At 60.0% G+C, this 23,015-nt stretch carries 11 protein-coding genes; 1 reads left to right on the top strand and 10 read right to left on the bottom strand.

The features are described from left to right. Positions 1-32 precede the first annotated feature (32 nt). From QM647_RS15790 to QM647_RS15780, 3 genes are all read right to left on the bottom strand, one after another. The gene (locus QM647_RS15790; protein ID WP_414996508.1) at positions 33-1,331 is read right to left on the bottom strand and encodes a hypothetical protein; all 1,299 of its coding nucleotides are present in this window, start codon (positions 1,329-1,331) and stop codon (positions 33-35) included. A gap of 85 nt (positions 1,332-1,416) precedes the next feature. After that, the gene (locus QM647_RS15785) at positions 1,417-3,975 is read right to left on the bottom strand and encodes a TonB-dependent receptor (protein WP_414996507.1); all 2,559 of its coding nucleotides are present in this window, start codon (positions 3,973-3,975) and stop codon (positions 1,417-1,419) included. Positions 3,976-4,121: 146 nt separating this feature from the next. Then, the gene (locus QM647_RS15780; RefSeq protein ID WP_414996506.1) at positions 4,122-6,458 is read right to left on the bottom strand and encodes a glycosyl hydrolase family 95 catalytic domain-containing protein; all 2,337 of its coding nucleotides are present in this window, start codon (positions 6,456-6,458) and stop codon (positions 4,122-4,124) included. Positions 6,459-6,858: 400 nt separating this feature from the next. Between QM647_RS15780 and QM647_RS15775 the strand changes: the two genes are divergently transcribed. Next, entirely contained in the window at positions 6,859-9,225 is a 2,367-nt protein-coding gene (locus QM647_RS15775) for a hypothetical protein (RefSeq protein WP_414996505.1), read from the top strand. A gap of 87 nt (positions 9,226-9,312) precedes the next feature. Here the strand turns inward: QM647_RS15775 and QM647_RS15770 are convergent, their stop codons facing one another. The 7 genes from QM647_RS15770 to QM647_RS15740 form a co-directional block, all read right to left on the bottom strand. Continuing rightward, positions 9,313-12,606, bottom strand: a complete 3,294-nt coding sequence (locus tag QM647_RS15770) for a TonB-dependent receptor (RefSeq protein WP_414996504.1) — start codon at positions 12,604-12,606, stop codon at positions 9,313-9,315. A 253-nt stretch (positions 12,607-12,859) separates the two neighbouring features. After that, positions 12,860-15,199 (bottom strand): hypothetical protein, encoded by a 2,340-nt coding sequence (locus tag QM647_RS15765; RefSeq protein ID WP_414996503.1) that lies wholly within the window; start codon positions 15,197-15,199, stop codon positions 12,860-12,862. A gap of 50 nt (positions 15,200-15,249) precedes the next feature. Continuing rightward, the gene (locus QM647_RS15760) at positions 15,250-16,368 is read right to left on the bottom strand and encodes a tetratricopeptide repeat protein (protein WP_414996502.1); all 1,119 of its coding nucleotides are present in this window, start codon (positions 16,366-16,368) and stop codon (positions 15,250-15,252) included. 22 nt (positions 16,369-16,390) lie between these two features. After that, a complete protein-coding gene (locus QM647_RS15755) occupies positions 16,391-17,407 on the bottom strand; it encodes a N(4)-(beta-N-acetylglucosaminyl)-L-asparaginase (RefSeq protein WP_414996501.1) in 1,017 nt (338 codons plus the stop codon). A gap of 10 nt (positions 17,408-17,417) precedes the next feature. Continuing rightward, complete coding sequence (locus tag QM647_RS15750) at positions 17,418-19,709, bottom strand: GH92 family glycosyl hydrolase (RefSeq protein ID WP_414996500.1); 2,292 nt, start codon at positions 19,707-19,709, stop codon at positions 17,418-17,420. Further along, entirely contained in the window at positions 19,709-21,139 is a 1,431-nt protein-coding gene (locus tag QM647_RS15745; protein ID WP_414996499.1) for a glycoside hydrolase family 125 protein, read from the bottom strand. The genes QM647_RS15750 and QM647_RS15745 overlap by 1 nt, the downstream gene beginning before the upstream one ends. Positions 21,140-21,141: 2 nt before the next feature. Further along, complete coding sequence (locus QM647_RS15740) at positions 21,142-23,007, bottom strand: glycoside hydrolase family 35 protein (protein ID WP_414996498.1); 1,866 nt, start codon at positions 23,005-23,007, stop codon at positions 21,142-21,144. Positions 23,008-23,015: the final 8 nt, after the last annotated feature.

The following is a 23,015-nucleotide window of genomic DNA, read 5'->3' as shown; positions in this document are numbered from 1 at the left end:
ATATCAGACTAACCTGTGTAATGCAGTCCGGTTCATTTCACAACCGGCCGATGCAGATGGAGATCAGCAAACCGGATATACTGGGCCCAGTCATAGGTCGTAATCTCATGTGCCCCCGTGCGATTATGGAAGCCGATCGTGCTTAGTACCGGCGTATCGGGCGGCGGCATGTCGGAGACGCCCATGCCATCGGTGCCCAGCAGACGATAGACCGGATCGGCGGCCCTGGCGGCCAGAAACTGCCCTTTGGGGTCGCCCCACAGGTCTTGCGTCGCCGTGGCGATATAAACCGGGCGCGGCGCGACCAGAGCGATCAGTTCATGAGCATCGATGGGCAGGTCCTGCTCACGCGACGCATAGCTATTGAAGCGCGGCGCGAACCAGTAGGTATTCATCACCCGGATGGTTTCGCCGAAATTACGTCGATAGAGCTTGGCACCGCCCTCGCCTGAGTCATTCGATATCACCATGGCGAAACGTGGATCGCTGGCACCGGCCCACAGGGCCGCCTTGCCATAGCGCGAGTGACCGAAAACAATGACGCGTTTCGCGTCGACCTGACGATCGGTCGCCAGATAATCATAGACACGGCTCAGTCCCCAGGCCCATGTGGCGATGGCGCCCCAGTGATCTGGCGCGGCGCTCTGCGTGCCGTAATAGGGATGTATGCTTTCGGCGATCATGCCATCGCCATCCGGATAGAGGTCTCCGGGTGCGAAAGTCGCCACGCCATAGCCTGCTGCCAGAATTTGCCGCAGCGGGCATTCTGCCGCATCTTGCCCGCGCGAGGCCGCCGTGGCGTGATGTTTGACGATGCCCGGCGACTGATAATCAGTCAGCCAGGTGGTGGTCAGCGCAATGGCCGGGTCTGGATCGATCGACTGATTACCGTGGAAATTGAGACCGACAAAGACGGGCGCCGCCGCCACGCCATTAGGCAGGTAGAGCAAGACGTGCATCTGCGGCCCCTGATCGCGACCGTCGAGATAGAGGGTGATCTGCCGGCGCGTGGCCAGCCCGTCCAGCGCCTGACCGTCATTGTCGGTCACGACAAAACGCATATGGGTTGGGGCCGGCGGCGACACGCCGAAAATGCTTTCCCGGAACAGTTTCAGCAGCTCAGGCCGGCGCTCCTTCTGCCACATCTTTGCCGAGGTCACCGGCCGGCCGTCCTGCAGGATCAAGGGGGCCGGCAAGGTGTAGGGCGCCACCTGCGCCTCATCGAAATTGCCATCCAAGCCGCTGGTTGCTGGCGTGGCCGCGGGCACGGACAGGGCCAGGAGCAGACAGAAAAGCGCGCCACTGAGCGCTCCGAACAATTTCCACCGCATGACGATTTCCCTGCTGCGTTTTTGATGCGCAAAAGGGGCGGTCAACCCTTATCGGAAAGACCGCCCCGCTTAATCGCGCCCTGGTCTAGTAGGTAAAGTGCAGCCCGGCTTCGATGCTGCGGTCCAGCTGGTCGACATAGTAGGGCTGGTTCGGCGTACCGTAATAGACCACCTGCTTGTCGAACAGCAGGTTCACAGCGTCGAGCTTAAACGACAGATGCCGCGTGATGTTATAGGTGGCCGAGAAGTCGAGGGACTTAAGCGGTGCTTCCCAGCTCATGTGACCCGCCGCGTCCGCCGAGGTCGACACCACGTACTTATCGCGCCAGTTATAGGACAGGTGCAACGACAATGGCCCCTTTTCATAGATGCCGGTGATATTGTAGCTGTTCTTAGACACATTCTGGGCAGGGGCCGTGCGCGTGCTGTTGGCCAGCGTCAGGGCACTGTCGATATAGGTATAGTTGGCCTGCACGCCGAGGCCCGACCACAGCGATGGCAGGAAGTCGAAGAACTGCTGATAGCCGATTTCACCGCCCTGCAGGGTGCCGGTGCCGGAGTTGCGCGGACGACTGATCAGGTAGGTCTGGCCGTCGACCGTCTCGTTGGCCGAGAAGGTCTGGACGAAACCATCGACATTCTTGCGGAACAGGCTGAAAGCCGCATAGTTCGAGCGGCCGAAATAATATTCCAGCGAGGCATCGTAGTTATCCGACTTGACCGGTTGCAAATCTTTGTTGCCACCGCTGCCGGTCATGGAGGTGGTGTTCAGCACCAAGGCGGGCGACAGGTTGCCGTAATCCGGCCGCGCGATGGACTTCGAGGTCGCCAGGCGCAGGAAGAGGTCGTCTGTCAGCTTGGCGCGCAGATTGAGGCTCGGCAGCAGATTGTCATAGGCGCCGCCACCGGTGACCGGTGCGTTATTGACATAGACGCGCTGGTTGCCCTCGGTATGGACGTTTCGCAGGCCAATATTACCGTCCAGTGGCAGCTTGCCGAGCGTGAATGAGAAATCTCCCTCGATATAGGCGGCGCTGACCTTTTCGCGATAATCGTAATGGCCGCTCAAGGGCCAGTCGGCGTGGTTCGGCGACAGGCCGGCCAGGGCGCGGGAGGCACCGTAGTCGAGCATGATGTCGCGCTGAATCGCCAGCCACTGATTCGTCGTGAGGGTAATGCCACGGAACAGATCGTCGTGGGTCGTTTCGCTGACACCCGACAGGTCGGTCGTCAGCCCGCTGTTCGCTGTGGTGTAGGTGATGCCGTAGACATCATAGATGGTGCGATGGTCGCTGTAGCGCGCACCGGCTTTGATGTCGGTGAAAGGCCCCTTGTCGAGTGTGTAGGTGAAGTCGAGTCGTGCAGCCGTTTCCTTGCCATAGGCATTGTTGGCAAGGTCGTAATAGCTGCCGTAGGTATAGTTGGCGGCACTGTTCAGGTCGACGCCGGAGATCGATACGTCGGGCGCGCGGCCGGACAGATCGATCGTGGCGCTCGGCGCGGTCGTGTTCAGGGTCAGGGTGCGATAGAAGAAGGGGCCGACGCTGCGTTCGAAGTCGATTTCGCCGTGCGTGGTCAGATGCCCGACGCTCCAGTCGCCGCCAATGGCGAAATCGTAGTTGCGATAGGGGTTATCCGAGGCACTGGTTGCGGACTGCACCGTGGCATTATCATAGGTGGCGGTGGAAGGAATGCCGCTGTCGCCGGCATAGGTGATGTCATGACCGCTGGCATTGGTCTTGACCACGAGATCCTGGGTGAAGGAATGCCCGCCGGAATAGGTGTAAAGGGCGTCGGCGAAGAAGGTCAAACCGTCATGCGGCCGCCATTGGACGGAGGTATAATAGGCCTCGCGGGTGCGTTCGCCCAGTTCATATTGCATGGTAACCGAGCTCGGGGAGTAGATAACGTCGCCGCTGGACAGGGTCTGACTGGTATAGCCATTGGTCGAGGCCTTATAGCCCCCGGAATCGATGTCTTCGTGCTGAAAACCGACCAGCCAGCCGATCTTGCCGACCCCCGTCTCCCAGGTATTGCTCACCAGCGCCGAAACGCGCGGGGTGACCGCGCTGTGGATATCACTGTAATTGGCCGAGACCGTGCCGGTCATATGCAGGCCCTTGTAATCGAAGGGGCGCGCGGCATGGATGTTGATCAGGCCACCCAGGCCGCCTTCGATCTGATCGGCGGTCGCGGTCTTGTAGACATCGACGCCGGAGAGAATATCGGCCGAGAAATCGAGCAGGTTGGCGCTGCGGTTGCTCGTGGTGAAAAGGGTCCGACCGTTGACCGTAGTCATGACCTGGCTCAGGCCGTGAAGCACATAGGCATTGCCTTCGCCGCGCGTATTTCGGGAAATCTGCACCCCCGGAATACGCTGCAGCGTCTCGGCGATATTGGTGTCCGGCATCTTGCCGATATCCTCGGCGACGATCGAATCGACGATCTGTGACGCATTGCGCTTCACGGTCGTGGCATTCTGCAGGCTCTTGCGCAGACCGGTGACAACCACAACCACCTCATCCGAGGACGCGGAGCTCGCGGCGGCCTGAGCCGGGGCCGCGTCCTGCGCGAAGCTCGGCGTGGAAGTGGCGAGAAGCGCCAGAACGGCGCCAGAAGCCATAAGACTGGCTTTGATCGACATGAGTGTTTTCCTTTTCCCTGGTTACCTGCCGTGGCACAGGCCCTGTGTGTGCGGCGCTGAATTCGCCGTCTGGTTATCGACCTACAGTTATCAGACAGCTTTGTCAAATAATTTGTATGATGGGTTACGTATGATCTATTTTTCGATCAGACAAACTCGACGGCAGATAGTTTCAAAGTATCGCCCGCCTTCAGCGAAACAGCCCGTTGACGACCATCGTAATGAACGGTCCTGGCGCCGGCAAACTGGCTGCGGATCGAGGCGTCCTTAAGTTTTCCATCCGCCCAGGTGATATCCACTTCTGCCCCGCCGCGCAGGCGCAGCCCCTTAACCGCCCCTTCCGTCCAGGCGGGTGGCAGAGCCGGCAACAGATGAATCCGGTCGCCCCTGCTCTGGACCAGCATTTCGGCAATCCCGCGCACGCCACCGAAATTGCCGTCGATCTGGAAAGGCGGATGGGCATCGAACAGGTTCGGATAGGTGCGCTCGGCACTGAGAAGTCCGGTCAGGATCTTGTGGGCATGCGCGCCATTGCCCAGATGCGCCCACAGATTAAGCCGCCAGCCCAGGCCCCAGCCGGTGGCTTCGTCGCCACGGGTTTCCAGAGACACCTGCGCCGCCCGCGCCAGTGCCGGCGTGTCTTCAAGATTGATCTGCTGACTCGGGAACAGGCCATAGAGGTGTGAGACGTGGCGATGATGGATGTCCGGCGCGCCGGCGTCCCAGTCCGCCTGCCATTCCTGGAGCTGTCCCTGTGCGCCGATCCGGTCAGGCGCCAGGCGTCCGCGCATGGCGGTGATTTCCGCCCGTAAACGCTTATCAAGCTTCAGAATTTCCGCTGCTTGGATCGTTTGGCCGAAGAGGTCTCTCAGCAATTGGCTGTCCAGCGCCGGGCCGGCGCACAGGGTGCTACCGTGGCCGTGCTGGTTCTCTGGCGACAGCGAGGGGTTGGTGACCATGAAGCCTGTGGCCGGGTCTTTCACAAGCGTATCGAGGAAGAACAGGCTGGCTCCGCGCATCAGCGGATAGGCCCGCGCCAGAAACGCCTCGTCCCGGCTGTAGTCGTAATGATCCCACAGATGAGTACAAAGCCACGCACCGCCAGTGGGCCAAAGCCCCGTCTGCATGTGATCGACCGGCCCTGACGCACGCCACAGGTCGGTATTGTGATGCGCCACCCAACCACGGGCGCCATACATATCCCTGGCTGTACGCGCCCCCGACTGCGCCAGTTCTTCGACCATACCGACCAGCGGCGCCAGGCATTCACCGAGATTGGCCACATCAGCCGGCCAGTAATTCATCTCGGTGTTGATATTGAGGGTGTATTTGCTACCCCATGGCGGCGTATTGCTGACGTTCCACAAGCCTTGCAGATTGGCGGGCTGACTGCTACGCGACGACGCGATCAGCAGATAACGCCCGAACTGGAAATAGAGGGCCGCCAGGGATGGATCATCCCCCTCTCCGCCATGCTCGATGCGATTGCTGGTCACCTGAGCGTCGCGTCGACCCGCCGGAAGATCAAGCGTCACCCGGTTGAACAGGGCCGTATGATCGGCCCGGTGCGCGGCCAAGAGGGCTGGATAATCCTTGTCCTGCGTCGCTGCCAGATGCGAACGGGTCAGGGCATTTGGATCGCCGCCAATATCGTCCGGCCCCCGATAACTCGTCGCCATGGCCACCCGGATCACCACGGCCGACGCGCCACGCACCTCCAGCTGCGGGCCATTGGCGGCAATCGCGCCGCCTTGCACGCTGACCTGCACCCGCGCTTCAAAACGCAGTGCGCCGGGGACACCGCGGTCGGCATTACTGACGCCGGACAAGACGAGACTATCGCCTTTCGCCATTATGTCTGCACGCAGGCCGGACGCCAGGGACAGGTTAAGCGCCAGCGGTCCGCCCTCGGCACGCACGGAGATGATCAGCAGGTTGTCCGGATGCGAGGCAATGACCTCGCGCACATAACCGACACCGCCCGCCGAGAAGCTGACCCGGCTGATGGCAGTACCGATATCCAGTTCGCGCCGATAATCTACCGCCGAGGTCTCATCGACATCGCATAGGTCCAGCCACAGATCGCCCGCGCACTGGTAAGCCATTTCGCGCATGGGAATGGACTGCACATGCGCCTCGGCATAGGCTTCTGCCTCAGCGTATCTGCCGTCGAAAATCATCTGGCGGATGACCGGCAAGGCCTCACGTGCCGCCGGGTTGACGTTGTTATAGGGGCCGCCCGACCACAATGTGTCTTCGTTCAGTTGCAATCTTTCGCGCTTGATCCCGCCAAATACCATCGCGCCTAGCCGGCCATTCCCCACCGGATTGGCCTCCACCCATTCACCAGCGGGCTTGTCATACCAGAGCAAGGGCCCAACTGCGTCCTGCGTGTCTAACGTTTGGGCCACCGACCGACCGGCAGCCGCAAGTAGCATGCCGGCCAGGCCGGCTTCCATCAAAGCGCGCCGCGTCAATGTCATTGCCATGTCCTCGCTGATATCGCCTCAATTCCAAGAGGTCTGATGTATTATGTTTAAATGGCACATCATTTTTTGATCGGCAAGCCATCAGATCTGGCAAGGAAAACCTCATCACAATGCAGGATTGCATTATGACGGCATATCTCGGCCCCAATTGAGCGGTTGCAATGCAGAATAGATCGATATATTAGTCTGATAGCTTTCCAAAATTTATCAGCTTCCCGCTGTCCCCGGAAAGCCCTTCCTTACTGCCTCCGCGTCTGCTTTCCCAAGACGCGGAGGCTTTTCTGCTGCCTGTTTCTGCAAGTCTTGTTTAAGCCGGTGTCTTTACACCGCGCATACTTGCCTTAAAGGCGATTCCCCTTCAGCATAAACCTGAGCGGGAGGGAACTATCAGACCATGTCAAAACGGCAAAAGCTGATCTGTTCATTGGCTGTCCTTGCGGCCTTGGCCGGGACCTCGGCATTTGCGCAATCTGCGTCAGCGCAAGTCACCGCTGATCCGGCCGTCAAAACCGTGGTCGTGGTCGGCAAGAAACGCGGTCTGACCATCGATCTGGCACCGCCGCGCCGCAGCCTCAAAGTCGCAGACATCCAGGCCTTTGGAGCGGATAATGTCGAAGAGTTGCTGAATATCCTTAAACCGCAGACACAGAGCGCCTCAGGCAAGGCACCCATCGTGCTGTTGAATGGCCACCGTGTGTCAGGTTTCAGTGTCCTCAAGGATATTCCACCCGAAGCACTCGTCCGGATAGACACCTTTACGGAAGCTACCGCGCTGGCCTATGGGTATCCTGCCGACCAGATGGTGCTGAATATCGTACTGGCGCCGGATTTCAAGGGGCGTACCGTCGAAGCCTCCCAAACCGGAGACGTCCGTGATGCCGGCGCCAAGTCGGTCCTCAAATATTCTCATCTGCATATCGACAATAACCAACGCGTCAACCTGTCCCTCGATTACAGGGACACGCGCCACGCCTTGGAATCGGACCGTGATGTCGTAACTGAGGTCAACGAGACAAATCTGGCGCCTGGGCGAAACGCTGTACCCGACAACCGGCAGGTCGAAGGCAATCTGAGCGTCAGCCGCACACTGTTCGACTCCGTCGAAGTCATGCTCGAAGCCTCGATCAAGGGCGGGCGAACGGACAGCCGACTTGGGCTGGCCAAGGGCAGTCTGACTGTTCCCGCGTCAAACCCATTCGCGATTTCCGCCGAAGGCGTGCAGATCGACCGATATTTTCCGGAGGCCGGCACCTTGCGCCAGAGTTCCAGCGACTGGAGCAGTCATTCCGGTCTCAGCCTAGACGGTCAAATCACGACCTGGCGGTGGAATCTGATCGCCAGCGCCGATCATGTGGTCAGCCGCAGTCGCACGGAAACAGGAATCGATTTGATCGATGTGCAGTCAACGATCAATCGGAATGATGCCAGCCTTGATCCGTATACGCCCCTGACTTCCGTGACAAAGACCGTCAGCGACCAGAGATCGGTATCCGATCAATATATGTTCATGGTGATGGCATCGAGCGATCTGATTCAGTTACCAGCTGGCCCCTTGAACCTCTCCCTAAATCTCGGCGGCAATAACAGTGCCTTCGCCTCAAGAACGCAAGGAGACGATACGCCGCAAACGAGCCAGGTGCGTCAGAGCGGCCTGAACTCGCAGATAAACGTGAACATTCCCCTCAGTGAGGAGGCCAAAAGCCATCTGCCCGGTCTGGGCACATTCGTTTTGGGGGCCGGCCTCAGCGCCAATCGCGCGTCCGGTTTCAAGGATACGGCGGGCTTCAATTATGGCTTCATCTGGGTGCCGGTGTCCCCAATCGTTCTAATGGTCAATCAGTCTCGTATTGAAATAGCGCCTGCAGCCGCCTCCATGGCCTCTGACACCACTGAGACGCCCAATGTGGACGTCTTCGATTATGTGCGCGGGGAAAACGCTGTGGTTACACAGGTTTACGGTGGAAATGCCGCCCTGCCCGCCAGCCGGACGGATACTACGATGATAAATCTCTTCATCACGCCCTCGCCGAAGACCAATCTGCGGCTTTCCGCAGGCCTCAATCTGTCATTGACGGCAGATGCCACAGGCGAGTTGCCAGCGGCCACGCGTGAAGCGGAACTGGCTTTCCCCGATCGCTATATCCGCGATGCTGAAGGCCAGCTGGTTCGCATCGATGCCCGCCCTGTCAGTTATGCCCGCCAGCAATCGGATCAGCTCAAGTCAACCTTGGACTATAGCTGCACCTTGGCCAGCTGCGCCTGGATGAAAATTTTCCATCTGCCGGAAAGCCGCCTGTCGGTCGAGATCGATCATACAAAATACCTGCGCGATACCGTCCTGATCCGCGCTGGCCTGAGGGAAATCGACCGGCTGAAAGGCGGCATAACCACACCGGGTACGCCACAATCGCCTTCACAACTGGAGTGGAATATCGGCCTCACCGCCCCAATCGGCGGCGTGTGGTTTTCCGGCCAGTGGCAGGCTGGCGCCCTTGCGCTGGGCGGCAGTGCCGAAAGCAACCTCACCTTCTCCTCCGCAACGATCGCCAAGCTACGCATTTTCGCCAATCTCGGCCACCTGAAGGAGATAGCCGGTCAAGCTTGGGCACAAGGCCTGCGGCTGAGCCTGACTGTTGACAATCTGTTCGACGACTATCAAGCCGTCACCGACGAAACCGGCCATACGCCGAGGCTTTATCAGCGCGGATTGATTGATCCGATGGGACGCACGGTGACGCTTACACTGCGCAAAAGTTTCTGAAATTAAAAAAGCCCCGCCGGTGACGACCAGCGGGGCAAGTTCAGAGAAGAAAGTCTGGCCGCCTCTCGGGAAGCGGCCGATCGCGGCTTAGAAGCTACCGCGCAGCACGATGGACACGCGCTTGTCGGCTTGCGTCCAGTTGTGGCGATAGATCAGCGAGTCGCTGGTCATGCCCTGGGTGCCGTAGTACCAGTTGTCGCGCTCATCGATGTCGATGATGTTCTTGGCGCCGAGGATGTTCACCGCCTGGATGCCGATCTTGTAGTTCTTGTTCAGATTATACATGACCGAACCATCGAGCTGACCGTAGTCTTCCATGTAAGCCGGGGCCTGAACGTTGGAAGCCGACGCGGCCATCAGGTAGCGCGAACGCCAGTTGTAGGCCAGGCGGGCGTCGATGCCATACTTTGCGTACATAATGGTCGCGTTGTAGGAATAGCGCGACAGCTGTTCCAGTGGCAGGTCAAGCTTGGACGAGCTGACCTGGACCGAGTCATAGACGCTGCCCGAAGTGTTCTGCGTGCCGTGCGTTTCCAGGATCGTGAAGTTCACGTCCGTGCCGAAGCCGCTGAGCCAGCCAGGCAGCATGTCGTAGAAGAAGGTATTCTGGAACTCGATACCGCGGATCTGACCATGGCCGTGGTTCTGCGGCATGTTGCCGACGACCGTCTCGCTGACGCCGTTGTTGGTAAGCTGAATGCTGACCGAGTCGCTCTGAATGTAGTCGTAGAGCTCCTTGTCGAACAGGCCGACCGACAGCATCGAGCCCGGCTTGATGTACCATTCGTAGGCCAGATCGTAGGACATCGCCTTCATCGGCTTCAGGTTGGGGTTACCCGTGCTGAAGGAGAAGCTGGCGCCCGTGTTGTAGAGCACCGGCGCGCCGGAAGCGGCCAGGGCATCCAGTTGTGCCTGGGTATAGGCTTCACCACTGGTCTGGTCGACGACACCATCGGCTTCCACGGCATTACGGCTTTGGTAGGTGCCGTAGACGGTGAAGGACGGCTGCAGCTGGTTGAAATCCGGACGCACGATCGACGAGGCCACCGCGAAGCGAATGAACTGGCTGTCGGTCGGTTTGAAGCGCAGGTTCAGGCTAGGCAGGACGTTGGTGTAGTGGTTCGAATCCTTCGTCCGCGTGCTGGCACCGTTGGCAAACTGGGTGGCCAGTTCAGCCGCTGCCGACATGGTCGACGGATTGGTCGCGCCGGTCATAGCCACGATGGTGCCGCGGCCGCTGGAGGTCGTGTCTGTACGGACGACACGGATACCGAAGTTGCCATCCCAGGGAATAGTGGCACCGAACAGATCATCCTGGCCGAAGCGCAGCATGCCGTAGAGGGCCTGAGTCTTTTCCCCTTGCAGGTTGGTGCCGATCCCCGAGGTGGAGGTCGGGGCGTAGTCGTAATTGCCGTTGAAGGCGCTCCAGAAATTGCCGGCCGAAGGCGTCGCACCGTTCGGCGTGGCGCCGTACCAGATGTACATGTAGCTGGCCAGGCTGCCGGCCGGGAACGGATTGTACTGACCACCATACGATGCCCACGACGGAATGGTGCCATGGCCGCAGGTGTCGCAATAGTAGGCGAAGGTGTTCTCAAGCGCCGCGTTCTTGACGGTGTTCGGTGTAAACATCAGCTTGGTGATGTAGTCCGTGGTCGCGCTCGTGCTCTTGGCCAGATTCATGGTCGGCATCCACAGCGAAGGCACCGAGGCATCACCGCCGAAGAAGTTCGAGAAGTTCACAACTTGCTGGTTTTCCGAATAGTCCGCCGCATTGGCGGTCTGACCGGCAAACAGCCACGGCGCACCAATGGCACCCCAGTTATAGCCGCTGTCCATCACGGTCGCGCTGCGCTGGGTGGCGCGGTAGCCGAACTTGAACGACTTGAAGAAGCCGCTGTCGAAATCGTAGCTGGCGTCGAACTTGACCGTGTTCTGACGAGCCTTGTCGATTTCCTGGTGATCCATCGCCGCGTAAAGCACGGTGCTGCTGGCCGAATCCGACGTATCTGGCAGGGTGATCTTGGGCAGATCGCCCGATACATCGAGGCCAACGCCGCCAACCGCCGTGAAGTAGTTGTAGACGGTCATGTCGTAGTTTGTGCGCAGCGAATCGATGTGCTGGAAGTCGAGGTTGAACGCCCAGCGATCGGTATGCCACTTGAAACCCGTCGAGAAATCGCCAGTCTGGCTGTCGTCGATGCCGTAGCGGGTGCCGAGGTTGAACATCATGGCGTTCGACACCGGATCGCCGCCGCCGCCACCGTCCAGGATATAGCCGCTGACGAAGTTGCCCTCGTCATCGAAGGTGAAATCGGTGCCGGTCGCCGGCTGGTTCATGAAGTTCTGGTTGTTGGTTGCCGAGCAGCAGGCCGAGGTTTGCAGGAAATGGTCCTGGCTGATCAGGCGCGACTTGGTCTTGAAATAGGTGGCATAGAATTCGCTATTCTCGGTCGGCTTCCACTGGAAGGCGCCATAGAGGCCGTCGCGGGTCTTGTCGCGGTCTTCCAGACGATATTCCACACCGACCGGCACCATGACAGTGGTGCCGTCGGCCTGACCGGCGATCGCGTTGTTGTAGGTGGTTATCGTCTGCCCGCCGTCATACGAGGTTTCGGTGCTCGAGCTGTGGGCGTCGTAGGGGTCGACTTCCAGCGCGTTCAGGCGGCTCTTCAGCTCCGAGTGCGCGACGTCGAGCAGCAGCCCCATTTCACCGATCTTGGTGTCGAAACGCTTGGATAGCAGAACCGAGGCCGACGGCGTCCATTCCTTGCGCAGGTCGCCATAGGTGGCGTCCGCCGAGAAGGCGACCTTGTCGCTCTTGGAATCGAACGGCATCCAGGTGCGCAGGTTGACCGTGCCACCCAGACCGCCTTCGACGATTTCCGCCGACGGGTTCTTGTAGACGTCCACGCCCGCCGCCAGTTCCGGCGTCACTTCTTCCCAGCCGATCGAGCGACCGTTCTTGGCGCCGAACGAATCGCGGCCATTGATTTCCGAGCGGACCCATGTCAGGCCGCGGATCATGACGCCCGAGCCTTCGACGTTCAGGCGGTCGATGTCACGCGGTTCATTGGTACGGCCGATGGTGACACCGGCGATGCGTTGCAGGGCTTCGGTGATCGAACGGTCGGGCAAGGCGCCAATATCGACGGCGGTGATCGAATCGACGATCTGATCGGTGTTCTTCTTGCGTTGCTCGGCGGTCTGCAGCGCCCGGCGCTGACCGCTAACGACGATGACCGGTTCCTGATCGGCCGGCGCCGCAGCCGTTGTCTGGGCTGCCGGTTGAGTATCCTGGGCAAAGGCGCCGCCCGCGGCGAGCGCCAGGCCGGAAACGGCGGAAAGCAGGACCAGGGTCCTGGCCTTGTTCGCAATCATGGGTATCTCCCTACAACATTTTATAAAATTGCCAGCGATCACAAGCGCCGCTGATTTGTGCGATATATCCCTCGCGCAATAATGTTTCAAATAAATATTTTAAATTGCTTTATTGTAGAAATAACGACGTTTTGATTATAAAAAACAATGCATAGATGAAATGACAGCGCTGTCTAATTTGTTGCAATTATGCATCAATGTAAAAATACCGTAAGGACCAATTCTCCATCCCTTTCCGGTAACCATGAAATTATCAGGGTTTGGCTACAGGCAACAACCAGACCTGTGCCACCTGGTGCCCGCGTCCGCTGCCACCAAGCCCGGCCGGGCGCACCCATTCCAGCCGTAAAGTGCCATCACGGATAAGGCCTTGCGGTATGTCGAGTTCGACTGTCATCGGGTTGTGTGTGCGTTCGGCAAAATCCTGCAAAATCATACCATTGCCTGTCAGTTTTATCGGCAGGGCATAGCCCTCCCCGGCATAGACAATCTTCAGGCGATAGGACATTTTTGGATCGAGCCTGTTGTATTGCAGGGTAATCGGTCCCTCGTAGAGGGTCTCGGCATAGGTCACCCACGCTATACGCCAGCCGTCATCCGGTATCGTGTCGGCAATGCCATCTATGGCGCTGTCATAGGCCTCAGGGTCTCCGCCAAAGCCCGTCCCGCGCACCAGATGCGGTTCGTTCTGCGGATCTCCCAGGTCATCATAAAACCCGCCCGGTGGCGACGTGTCACCGTTTGCCAGCGCTTTCAGCCGCAGCGTCCTTAACGGTGCCTCGAGGTGCTCCACTTCATCCAGCTGGCGTTCCAGCCAGATACGGTCATTCAGGGACACATCCACTCGGTCGAGATTGGCGCCGCGTTCGATGCCCGACGCACCATAGAGTTTGACGCTCAGTTGCAGGCCGATTTCCCGGTAAAGTTGCTCCGCCAGATCGAACAGGCGCTGACGTAAAGCGGTGATATCAGCGCCATCGCGCTCCGCCAGAGCGCGTCGCGCCGCCGAAACATCACCCATGCCGATCGCTTTGTAAGCCAGGGTCTCGCGGGCCTTTTCAGCCATATAGCGCTTCTGCACATAGGCATCAAAGGTGGCGCGATAGAAGGCCATATCGAAGCGCCAGTTGCCAGTATGGTCACGTGCCATGTCTTCGAAGCGCATGAGGGTCGGCCCGATATCCGTATTGAGCGCAACAGGCCCGTCCCAGTTGTGCTCCAGCGCTTTCAAGCCTTCAGCGAAGCGCGCATCGCCAATAAAATAGCGGGCATAATCAGCCAGAACATCGTCCGTGCGCGCATTCACATCCCAGCCGAGCTGCGACCACAGCATCTTGTTGACGTCATCATTCACGCCTTCCGAATAGGTGGCGAAGCCCGCATAATCATTCGCGAAGTGACGGATGATCTGGCTCTGCGCGCGCGGCTGCGGGTTGATGGGTTCGCGGCCCTCGGTCAGGGCGAAGGCCGGATCCCATTGCGGCACCGGGAACTGCGAATGCATCGTGTGGGCGATATCCGGGTAGAATATGATCGGATAGCGCTTCGGGATGCGGGCGCGCTGCACGGGTAAGGGATCGCGCGACTGCGGTCCGAAGAAGACGCCGGTCAGCCAAGCGGGTTTCCTGGCCAGCAGGGTATAAAACCGCTCGTACTGCGCGGCGTCGAACCCCTGCCCGGAAATCCACACCGTCGCCCCGGGGTGATAACGATGCAGGATAGCCACTTCCGCCGCCACCAGCGGAAACAGGACATCCGGCTCGGTATGGCCGGGATCGCCGCCGGGCACATAGAGCGCATCTATCCTCGGCAGCCGCTTCACCAGATCCTCGAAGCGCGCCAGTTCAGCCGCACGCGTATCGGGCTTTCGGTAGTCATCAGCCATCTGCGGGTAATACAGATCGAAATCGAGTCCATATTTCGCCATCAGGCCCGATACCGCTATGGCCATATCGAGGGGCTTTGCATGAAACAGCGGACTTTCGGCCGCATCGTCGGATATCGGCGCGATCCACTGCACGCCATTGGCGCCGAACACCGCCAGATCACGCACCTGCGGCTCGAACATATCAAGCGTGAAGGCGTCATAGCTGTTGTTCTTGAAACGGTAGCCGATCTGGTGCGCCCGCCAGGGCATCTGAGGCGCGGCATAGGTATCGACGGTGTCCGGCAGGACCGCATGACCGGCCGACAGCTCTGCCTTGCGCAACAGATAACCTATGCCGAACAGAATGCCGCGGTCGTCATCCCCCGCTATGATCAGGGTCTGCCCGATGGTGGCCACCTCATAGGCCTCGGCCTGCACCGCCGGCACGGACCGCAGTCTGTACCGCCAAAGCGCCCGCTCACCCGCAGGCAGAAGCCCGGCAATCTCGTCCCGGCGCGCAATCACCAGGGATAGCCCCTGTCCGGAAAAGGTCGTTCCTGAGCGCCGGGCGACCTCGTCCTTCAGCAGGGTCACGGCGGCCTCGGCCTGCGGTGTCATCCTTTCGGCAGTGACGAGCCTGGCGGTTGTCAGGTCCATGGCTCCGGCTATGGGGGCCAGCCAGAGCAGGCCGAAGCAGAACAGGCCGAGTCGGAACAGGCCAGTCATCCAGATGTGCTGAAGCCGCATCCGGCCTTTTCGCCGTACCCTTCCCATGCTCAATCCGCAGAAACGAGGCTGAGGCCGAATTTGAAATGCGATTGCGCCGTCGGATTGCCGTCGGCATCCCGTTCCGGCAGGGAAATCCGGCCGCCCCACACCGCGCGCAGAATATCCCCCATGTTAAACCCAAGCGGGTATTCCCGGCTTGTCACGCACAGGTCCACCTCCCTTGAAAGCCCCACATAGCAATCGAAATAGGCGAAATAATAGTAGTGATCGGGGCTGTTCGATATGACGCCGTCCAGTCGCCTGTGCATCAGGGTCGACAGCCGGCTGACGGTAAGCGGCTCGGTCTTTTGGGCTGCGCCCTGGCCAAATATATGGGTCAGGGTAATCTCGGAAGCCCCCTTGCCGAGATTATCGGACGATACCTCAAGACCGGGATGTGCCCTGAGCCAATCCTGCGCGTGGCTGTTGCCGCGCTGGCCCGCATACCCGTAAAGCCAGGCCGCCTCGATACTGTCCTTTCCGCCGCCCTGCCCCTGTTCGGCCATACCCGCCAGATGATCCATGGCATCTGCCGATCCCAGTGTGGCGCCCTTGCGATACCAGCCGCGCGCCACATCGAAATGGCCGCCATTGAATGCCATTTGACCTATGGCATCAGCGGCCTCGCCGCTGCCGCGTTCCACCGCCACCTGATAGGAAGCCCTGGCAGAGTCCAGGTCGGCCGGTCCTGTAACACCGTACTGATAGTCATAACCACCCCAGAAATAGGTCACGGCATCCGTGGCATCGACCTTATTGCAAAAGCCCGAGGCTTTAATTACGTCCTTTGGCCGTCCTTCTCCGAGCAGATAAGCCAGGCACATTTTCTTGACGGCAACCGGATTGCCAAGCCTGGCAGCTGGCTCATAGAGATCGTAGGCGATCTTCAGATCAATGGGTGCGATCTCGTCTCCCTGCTCCATGAGGGTGGCCAGATTGGTCATGGCCTCGGCGTCACCCGACTGCGAACGCCTGTAGAGGGTCTCATGAAGCGCCTCGGTGCGGGCGGTCAGCGTACTCCCGCTGTTTACGGCGGGTTTGTCGCTTGTATCTGCCGATCGCGCCTGCGTCGCGGATATCCCGAGGCAGGCCACGACCACCCATAAAACACGGCGAAATCCAGTCATCCCATCCCCCTGATCATTGAGCTTAGGCAAAGACGCTTTTCGACGGCACAACCAAGTCGGTCTTCGTACCATCGCACTGCGCGTAAACAAATCCCGGCTGAATGGCGAAGGCGCCCACATCACCCTTGGTGTTCAGTGCCAGGAAACCGACCTGGAGGGTCTTGGCGGCTTCCGGACGGCGCTTGACGATCCGCATCACCGCCTCCTCACAGGCCTGTTGCGGTGTGCGTCCCTGACGCATCAGCTCGACGACCAGGAAGCTGCCGGCATTGCGGATGACTTCCTCACCGACCCCGGTCGATGTGGCCGCGCCGATCTCGCCATCGACATAGAGCCCGGCGCCGATGATCGGGCTATCCCCCACCCGGCCGCGGAGCTTCCACGCCATGCCGGAGGTGGTGCAGGCGCCCGAAAGCCGGCCTTGCGCATCGAGCGCCAGCATGCCCAGCGTGTCGTGGTTATGGACATCACCCGGCACCTTGCTGCCGGGCGCATGGCCATAGGTCGACATTTCGCTGTTGGCCACCGGCTCGTACTTCGCCGTCTTCAGCCAGTCCTTCCAGGCGGCCTCGGATTCAGGCGTCAGCAGTTCCTGCGGTTTGAAGCCCTGCTCGATGGCAAACTGAAGCGCACCGGCTCCGACCAGCAGGACGTGCGGCGTCTTTTCCATGACGAGGCGCGCCACCGAGATCGGATGATCGATATGCTCCAGAGCCGCCACGGCGCCGCAGCGCCACTGCTCGTCCATGATGCTGGCATCGAGCGAAACGTGGCCGTCGCGATCCGGGTAACCGGCGCGTCCGACGCTGTGGTTCTTCATATCCATTTCCGGCACGCGCGCCCCGGCTTCGACAGCATCGAGCGCATGGCCGCCGGTTTTCAGCACGTCCCACGCCGCCTGATTGGCTGCTACGCCAAAGTCCCAAGTCGAGACGACGATGGGCTTACCGGTCGAGGCGGCGCTGGCGCCTGTGGTCGCCAGTCCGGCAAGCGAGGAAAGGGCCAGGGTGGTTTTGAAGATATCGCGACGATTTTGCATGAGAAACGCCTTAAACAAAGGAAGGGGGTCTGGCGGACTGAGCCGCGCCGAAGGACATGTTGGGCTTGGGGCCCATTTTGAAGGTCAGGCGTCCGCCGCGTATTAGTTCGGCATGGCTGATCCAGCTTTTGTGCCAGGGCTTGCCGTTCCACTCTATGGCCTGCACATAGATATTCTCGGCGCTGTTGCCGGCTGCGTCAATGACCAGCCGGCGCCCGCCACCGAGCGCGACCTCGGCATGTTTCACCAGAGGCGAGCCGAAGACATAATTGGTGCTGACCGGATCGACCGCATAAAAACCCAGGGCACTCATCAGATACCAGGCGCTCATCTGGCCGCAATCCTCATTGCCTTCCAGACCATCGGGCGCGTTGCGGTACAGGGTGGCCATAATCTCGCGCACCCGCATCTGGGTCTTCCACGGTGAACCGGTATAGGCATAGAGGTAGGCCACGTGGTGGCTGGGTTCATTGCCATGGGCATATTGACCAATCAGGCCGCTGATATCGTCCAGGCTCTCTACGCTGGTATCTGTCGGCTCGACGAACAGGGCATCAAGCTTGGCCTCAAAGGCTTTCTCGCCGCCGAACAGCGCCATATAGCCGTAGGTGTCATGCTGGTTCAGGAAGGTCGCCTGCCAGCCATTGGTCTCGGTGAAATCACGCCATTTTGCTGTGTCATGACCTAATGCATGCGGATTATAGGGCGTTGCCCATTCGCCATTGGCCAAGCGGCCACGCATAAAGGTGGTATAGCGGTCGAACAGGTTGCGATAGTTCAGCGAACGCGCTTTCAACGCTTTCGCCTCCTCGTGCGCGCCGATGGCTTCGGCCAGACGCGAGGTACACCAGTCGCTATAGGCATTCTCCAGCGTTTTCGAGACCGACTCCTGAACCTGATCGGCCGGAAGATATCCCATTTTGCGATAGAGCGGCATATCATGGGTTTGGTCATCGAAGGCGCGTTGCCGCGCCACCACATAGGCCGCGCGGTAATCGACGCCTTTAACCCCCTTGCGGCAGGCCTCGGCCAGGATGGCGGCATAGTGGTAACCGACCATGGTATCGGTTTCGCGGCCATAGAGCGGCCAGATCGGCACGCCGTCGGGGCTTTCCTGCCCCATGCGCACCAGGCTGCGCAGCATATCCGGCACGCGCGCCGCCTGGGTCAGGTTGAAGAAAGGATGCGAGGCGCGATAGGTGTCCCACAGGCTGAAGGTCGTATAGGCGGTCTCGCCCGCCGGTAGCGCGTGCACCTGATTGTCCATGCCGCGATAGCGGCCATCGGCATCGCTGAAAACCGTCGGCGCCAGCAGGGTATGATAGTGCGCCGTCTGGAAGATCCGGCTGTCAGTTTCGCTGATCGCCTCGATGCGAACGTGATTCAGTTCGGCTTCCCAGGCGAGATGGGCGGCGGTGCGCACCCGGTCGAAATCGAAATCCGGCAGCTCGGCTAGATTACGCAGCGCGCCTTCGATATCGACGGCGGAGATCGCCGCCTTTACCAGCAGCGGCCCCTGCCCCGCCTCATCGAAATGCAGGGCGCATTTCAGGCCGGTGCCGGACACATTTGTACCATCGACCGCCGCATCATCACTATAGAGCTGCGCCGCGCGGAACGGGCGAGAGGCTTTCAGGGCGAAGAACACCCAGCGGTCCTTGGCCCACAGGTCCAGCCGGCGCCCCCCGACCAGCGTATCATTGCCTATGACCTGAAGCGAGGCCTCGACAACACCGGTCGGGGTCGGATGCTTCCACCACGGCATGTTGCTGTGCTGCCAGTCGATCAGCAGGTGTCCGGTCTCGCCCTCGGGGAACTGGTAACGATGCAGGCCCACCCGCGTGGTGGCGGTCAGTTCGGCGTGAATACGGCAGTCAGTCAGGTCGACACGATAATAGCCCGGTGTCGCCGTTTCATTGGCGTAGCGCGACCGGTAGCTGCCTTCGAGATTATCCGGCGTGCCGGGATTGAGGACCACCGGCCCGGTGCGCGGCACCACCAGCAGGTCGAGCAGATCCGGACAGCCCGTGCCGCTCAGATGGGTGTGTGAAAACCCCATGATCGAGCCATCCTTGATGTGATAGCCCGAGCATGAATCCCAGCCGAGATTATAGGTATCCGGCGACACCTGGACCATGCCGAAGGGCATGGTTGCGCCGGGATAGGTATGGCCGTGACCGCCCGATCCGATAAACGGATTGACGTATTCACAGGGGCTGACACCCGCCGCAAAGCCGGTGGCTGGCAGAAGCGCGGCGGCAGCCGTGCCGGTCAGGAAGCTGCGTTTGGAAAGCATAGTCATCAGGTTAGCAGGCCTGGCTTTTCGTTTATCAAGGTCAGGATCAGTTCGCCGAACAGGCTGTTGGCCCAGGCAAACCACGAGCGCGTAAAGAGCGAGGCGTCGTCCTTGCCCACCGACTCGTTCATGAAACCACGCGGTGCGGCGGCCGCCTTCAGTTCGACAAGACAGGCGCGGATTTCGGCATCGTCCGTGCTGGTCAGGGCCTGGATCATCAGCGCAATCGGCCAGATCGTGTTCAGGCCCGAATGCGGGGAGCCGACGCCACGCAGCACCCTACCTTCATAATAGTAGGGATTGCGGGCGCTCAAAACCGCCGCGCGGGTGCGCAGGTACAGCGGATCATCCTTGGCGCAAAACCCAAGAAACGGCAGGCTCAGCAGGCTCGGCACATTGGCGTCGTCCATGAAGAGCGCATTGCCATAGCCATCAACCTCATAGGCCCAGATGTCGTTGCCGTTCGCATCCTTCATCCGGCCATAGGTATACATGCCACTTTCAACTTCGGTGGCCAAGGCCAGGCACTCCGCCTTGAAATCCGCATCCAGACCGGTTTTTTCAGTCATCTCCGCCAGCTGACGCAAGGAAACGACCGCAAAGGCATTGCCGGGAATGAAGTAGGGATAGGTGCAGGCGTCATCCGAGGGACGGAAGCCGGAATGGATCATGCCGGTGACCTTGGTGGGCCAGCCATAGCCGTGCGCCAGGGTTTCGGTCGGTTCGGACGCCGTGCGGTTGAACTTGTAGGGTCCGTCGCCATCCTTCCTTTGCTGATCGCGGAAAGTCTGGACGATGGTGCGCATGGCGGCGCGCCAAGTATCGTCGAAGGCCGACAGATCGTCAGTCGCCGCCAGATAGCCATGCGCCAGCCGGATCGGATAGCACAGGCTGTCGATCTCCCATTTGCGCTCGGCCACGCCGGGCTTCATATCGGTCTGGTCGGTCTGTGACCACGACAGGTCCGTCATTGCCTTCGGATCGTGCATATAGGCGTTGGCGTAGGGATCGATCAAAATGCAGCGCGCATGCCGCCGGATCAGCCCCTGAAACAGGCTCTTCAGACCAGCATCCTTAGCCGCCAGCGGCAGGTAGGGCGAGACCTGGGCTGAGGAATCGCGCAGCCACAGCGCCTTGATATCGCCGGTAATCACGAAGCTGTCGGGCTGGCCATCCACCGTTCCCGTCTCGACCGTGGTATCGAGTGTATTAGGGTAGCAGTTGGCGAACAGACGCGCCAGCTCCGGGTCCTTCAGCGCTTTTGTGGTCTTTTTGATGACCGCCTCGACCGCCGAGCTGGTGAACTTGCGCTGTCCCACGGGCAGGCGCGTGCCCGATGCGACTTCCGGTGACATCGCCGGAATATCCGCCGAGACGCGTGACGCCATCAGGGCGCCCAACGCCGTCACCCCTAAGAGCCATTCGCGACGATCCATGCTCACGCCTCCACCAGGCCGGGGCGATCCCAGATCTGGTTTTTGCCGCCGGCCAGCGTGCGCTCGGCACCTTCATGCAGATCGAGCACGATGATTTCGTTGCTGCCTATCTTCAGCCACGGTGCCGGCACAAACAGAGCGTGCTGCGGGCCGACCGACCAGTGACGACCTAAGTTATGGCCATTGACCCAGACATAGCCCTTCCCCCAGCCGCGCATATCGAGGAAGGTATAGCCTGCTTCGCTGACCTCGAACGTGCCGCGATAGAAGGCCGGGCCCTCCACATGGGCCTTGGCGAATTTCAGACCGCTCAGATCTTCAAGGGTGAGGCCGTAGTGCTCCCAGCCGGTCAGCGAAGCCTCTCCCAGCTTCGCCTCGCCGATCAGGCCTTTCTGGTCGAGACCGATCTGATCGCCATAATTGATACGGCCCATAGTATCGACCAGCACATCTATGGCCGCCCCCTTTTTCGCGGCGATCGTAAGCCCGGTTTCATGATTGCGACGATCGAGCGTGCCCGTGGGTACGCCTGCGACCGACACCAGAGCATAGTCACGCACTTCACCAAAAGACAACAAACCCGAAAGCGCGGTTTTTGCCTTATGACGATAGAGCAAAAGCCCATGCGGCTGGCCCAGTTGTTCCAGGGTCTTCGGCGACGTGGCCACAACCGGCTTGCCCAGAAGTTGGCTGAGCGAAGCACTTTCGGTCAGGCGGAAGCGCTTGATCTCCAGCGCCTTTTCCGGCTCCGGCAGCGGCGCGAAACGATCGGCCGGAATATATTGCTGGAACAGGGCTCTGGCCGCCTCGAACTTTGGCGTTGGCCGGCCGGCCTCATCGAGCATGGCGTCATAGTCGTAGCTCGAAATATCCGGCTGATAGGTCTGGCTATTCTTGTCGAAATTGGCGCCGGCGTCGAAGCCGAACGAGGTGCCGCCGTGCACCATGTAGAAACTTAAGGAAATCTTCTGGTCGAGCATCCATTTCAGGCTCTCGATCAGCGGCGGTATCGGCATGGACGAGTGCATCTCGCCGAAATGGTCGAACCAGCCCCCCCACAGCTCGGTGCACATGCGCGGGCCGGATTTTTTGAACTGGTCGTAGCGGGCGAACTCTTTCTCAGCCTTGTCATAGGTGCCGAAATTGATACCGTTGAACAACTCCGGGATAGCGCCATTCTCGATCACCGCGGCGCCATCGACCGTATAGAGGGCGCCACTGAAACCGGCGGCACGCACCTGGTCCTTTACCGCACGCATATAGGTCAGGTCATTGCCGTAAGAGCCATATTCGTTCTCGACCTGGGTCATCAGGATCGGGCCGCCCTTGTCGATTTCGAGATGGGCGATTTCCTGACCCAGGCGTTTCAGCCATTCGCCCGAAGGGCCCATATATCGGGGATCGAGCGAGCGCGGCTTTATGGTCGGGTCATTGAGAAACCAGGCCGGATAGCCGCCATTGTCCCATTCGCCACAGACATAAGGACCGGGGCGCAGCAGTACCCACAGCCCCTCTTCCTGCGCCATCTTGATCCAGGCGACGATATCGAGATTACCGGTGAAATCGTATTGACCCGGACGCTTTTCATGGGCGTTCCAGAACATGTAGGTGCACAGCGTATTTAGACCGAGTGATTTCAGCTTTTTCAGCCGGTCACGCCAGAGTTCGCGGGGAATGCGTGGATAATGCATCTCGCCGGCCATGATGTGAAACGGCTGGCCATCGAGCAGGAAATCATCGCCTTTAATAGTGAAACGTGCATCTGCGGCCAACGCCGCACCGGCTGGCACAAGTCCGCTGGTGGCGATGCCAGCGGCAGTCAGGGCGGTCAAAAATTCCCGGCGCGACGTTTGGGGGGGATTTGTCATTTCACTCA

The sequence above is a fragment of the Asticcacaulis sp. genome, from assembly GCF_047605585.1.
Lineage (GTDB): Bacteria > Pseudomonadota > Alphaproteobacteria > Caulobacterales > Caulobacteraceae > Asticcacaulis.
This window is presented reverse-complemented; position numbering and strand designations above follow the sequence as displayed.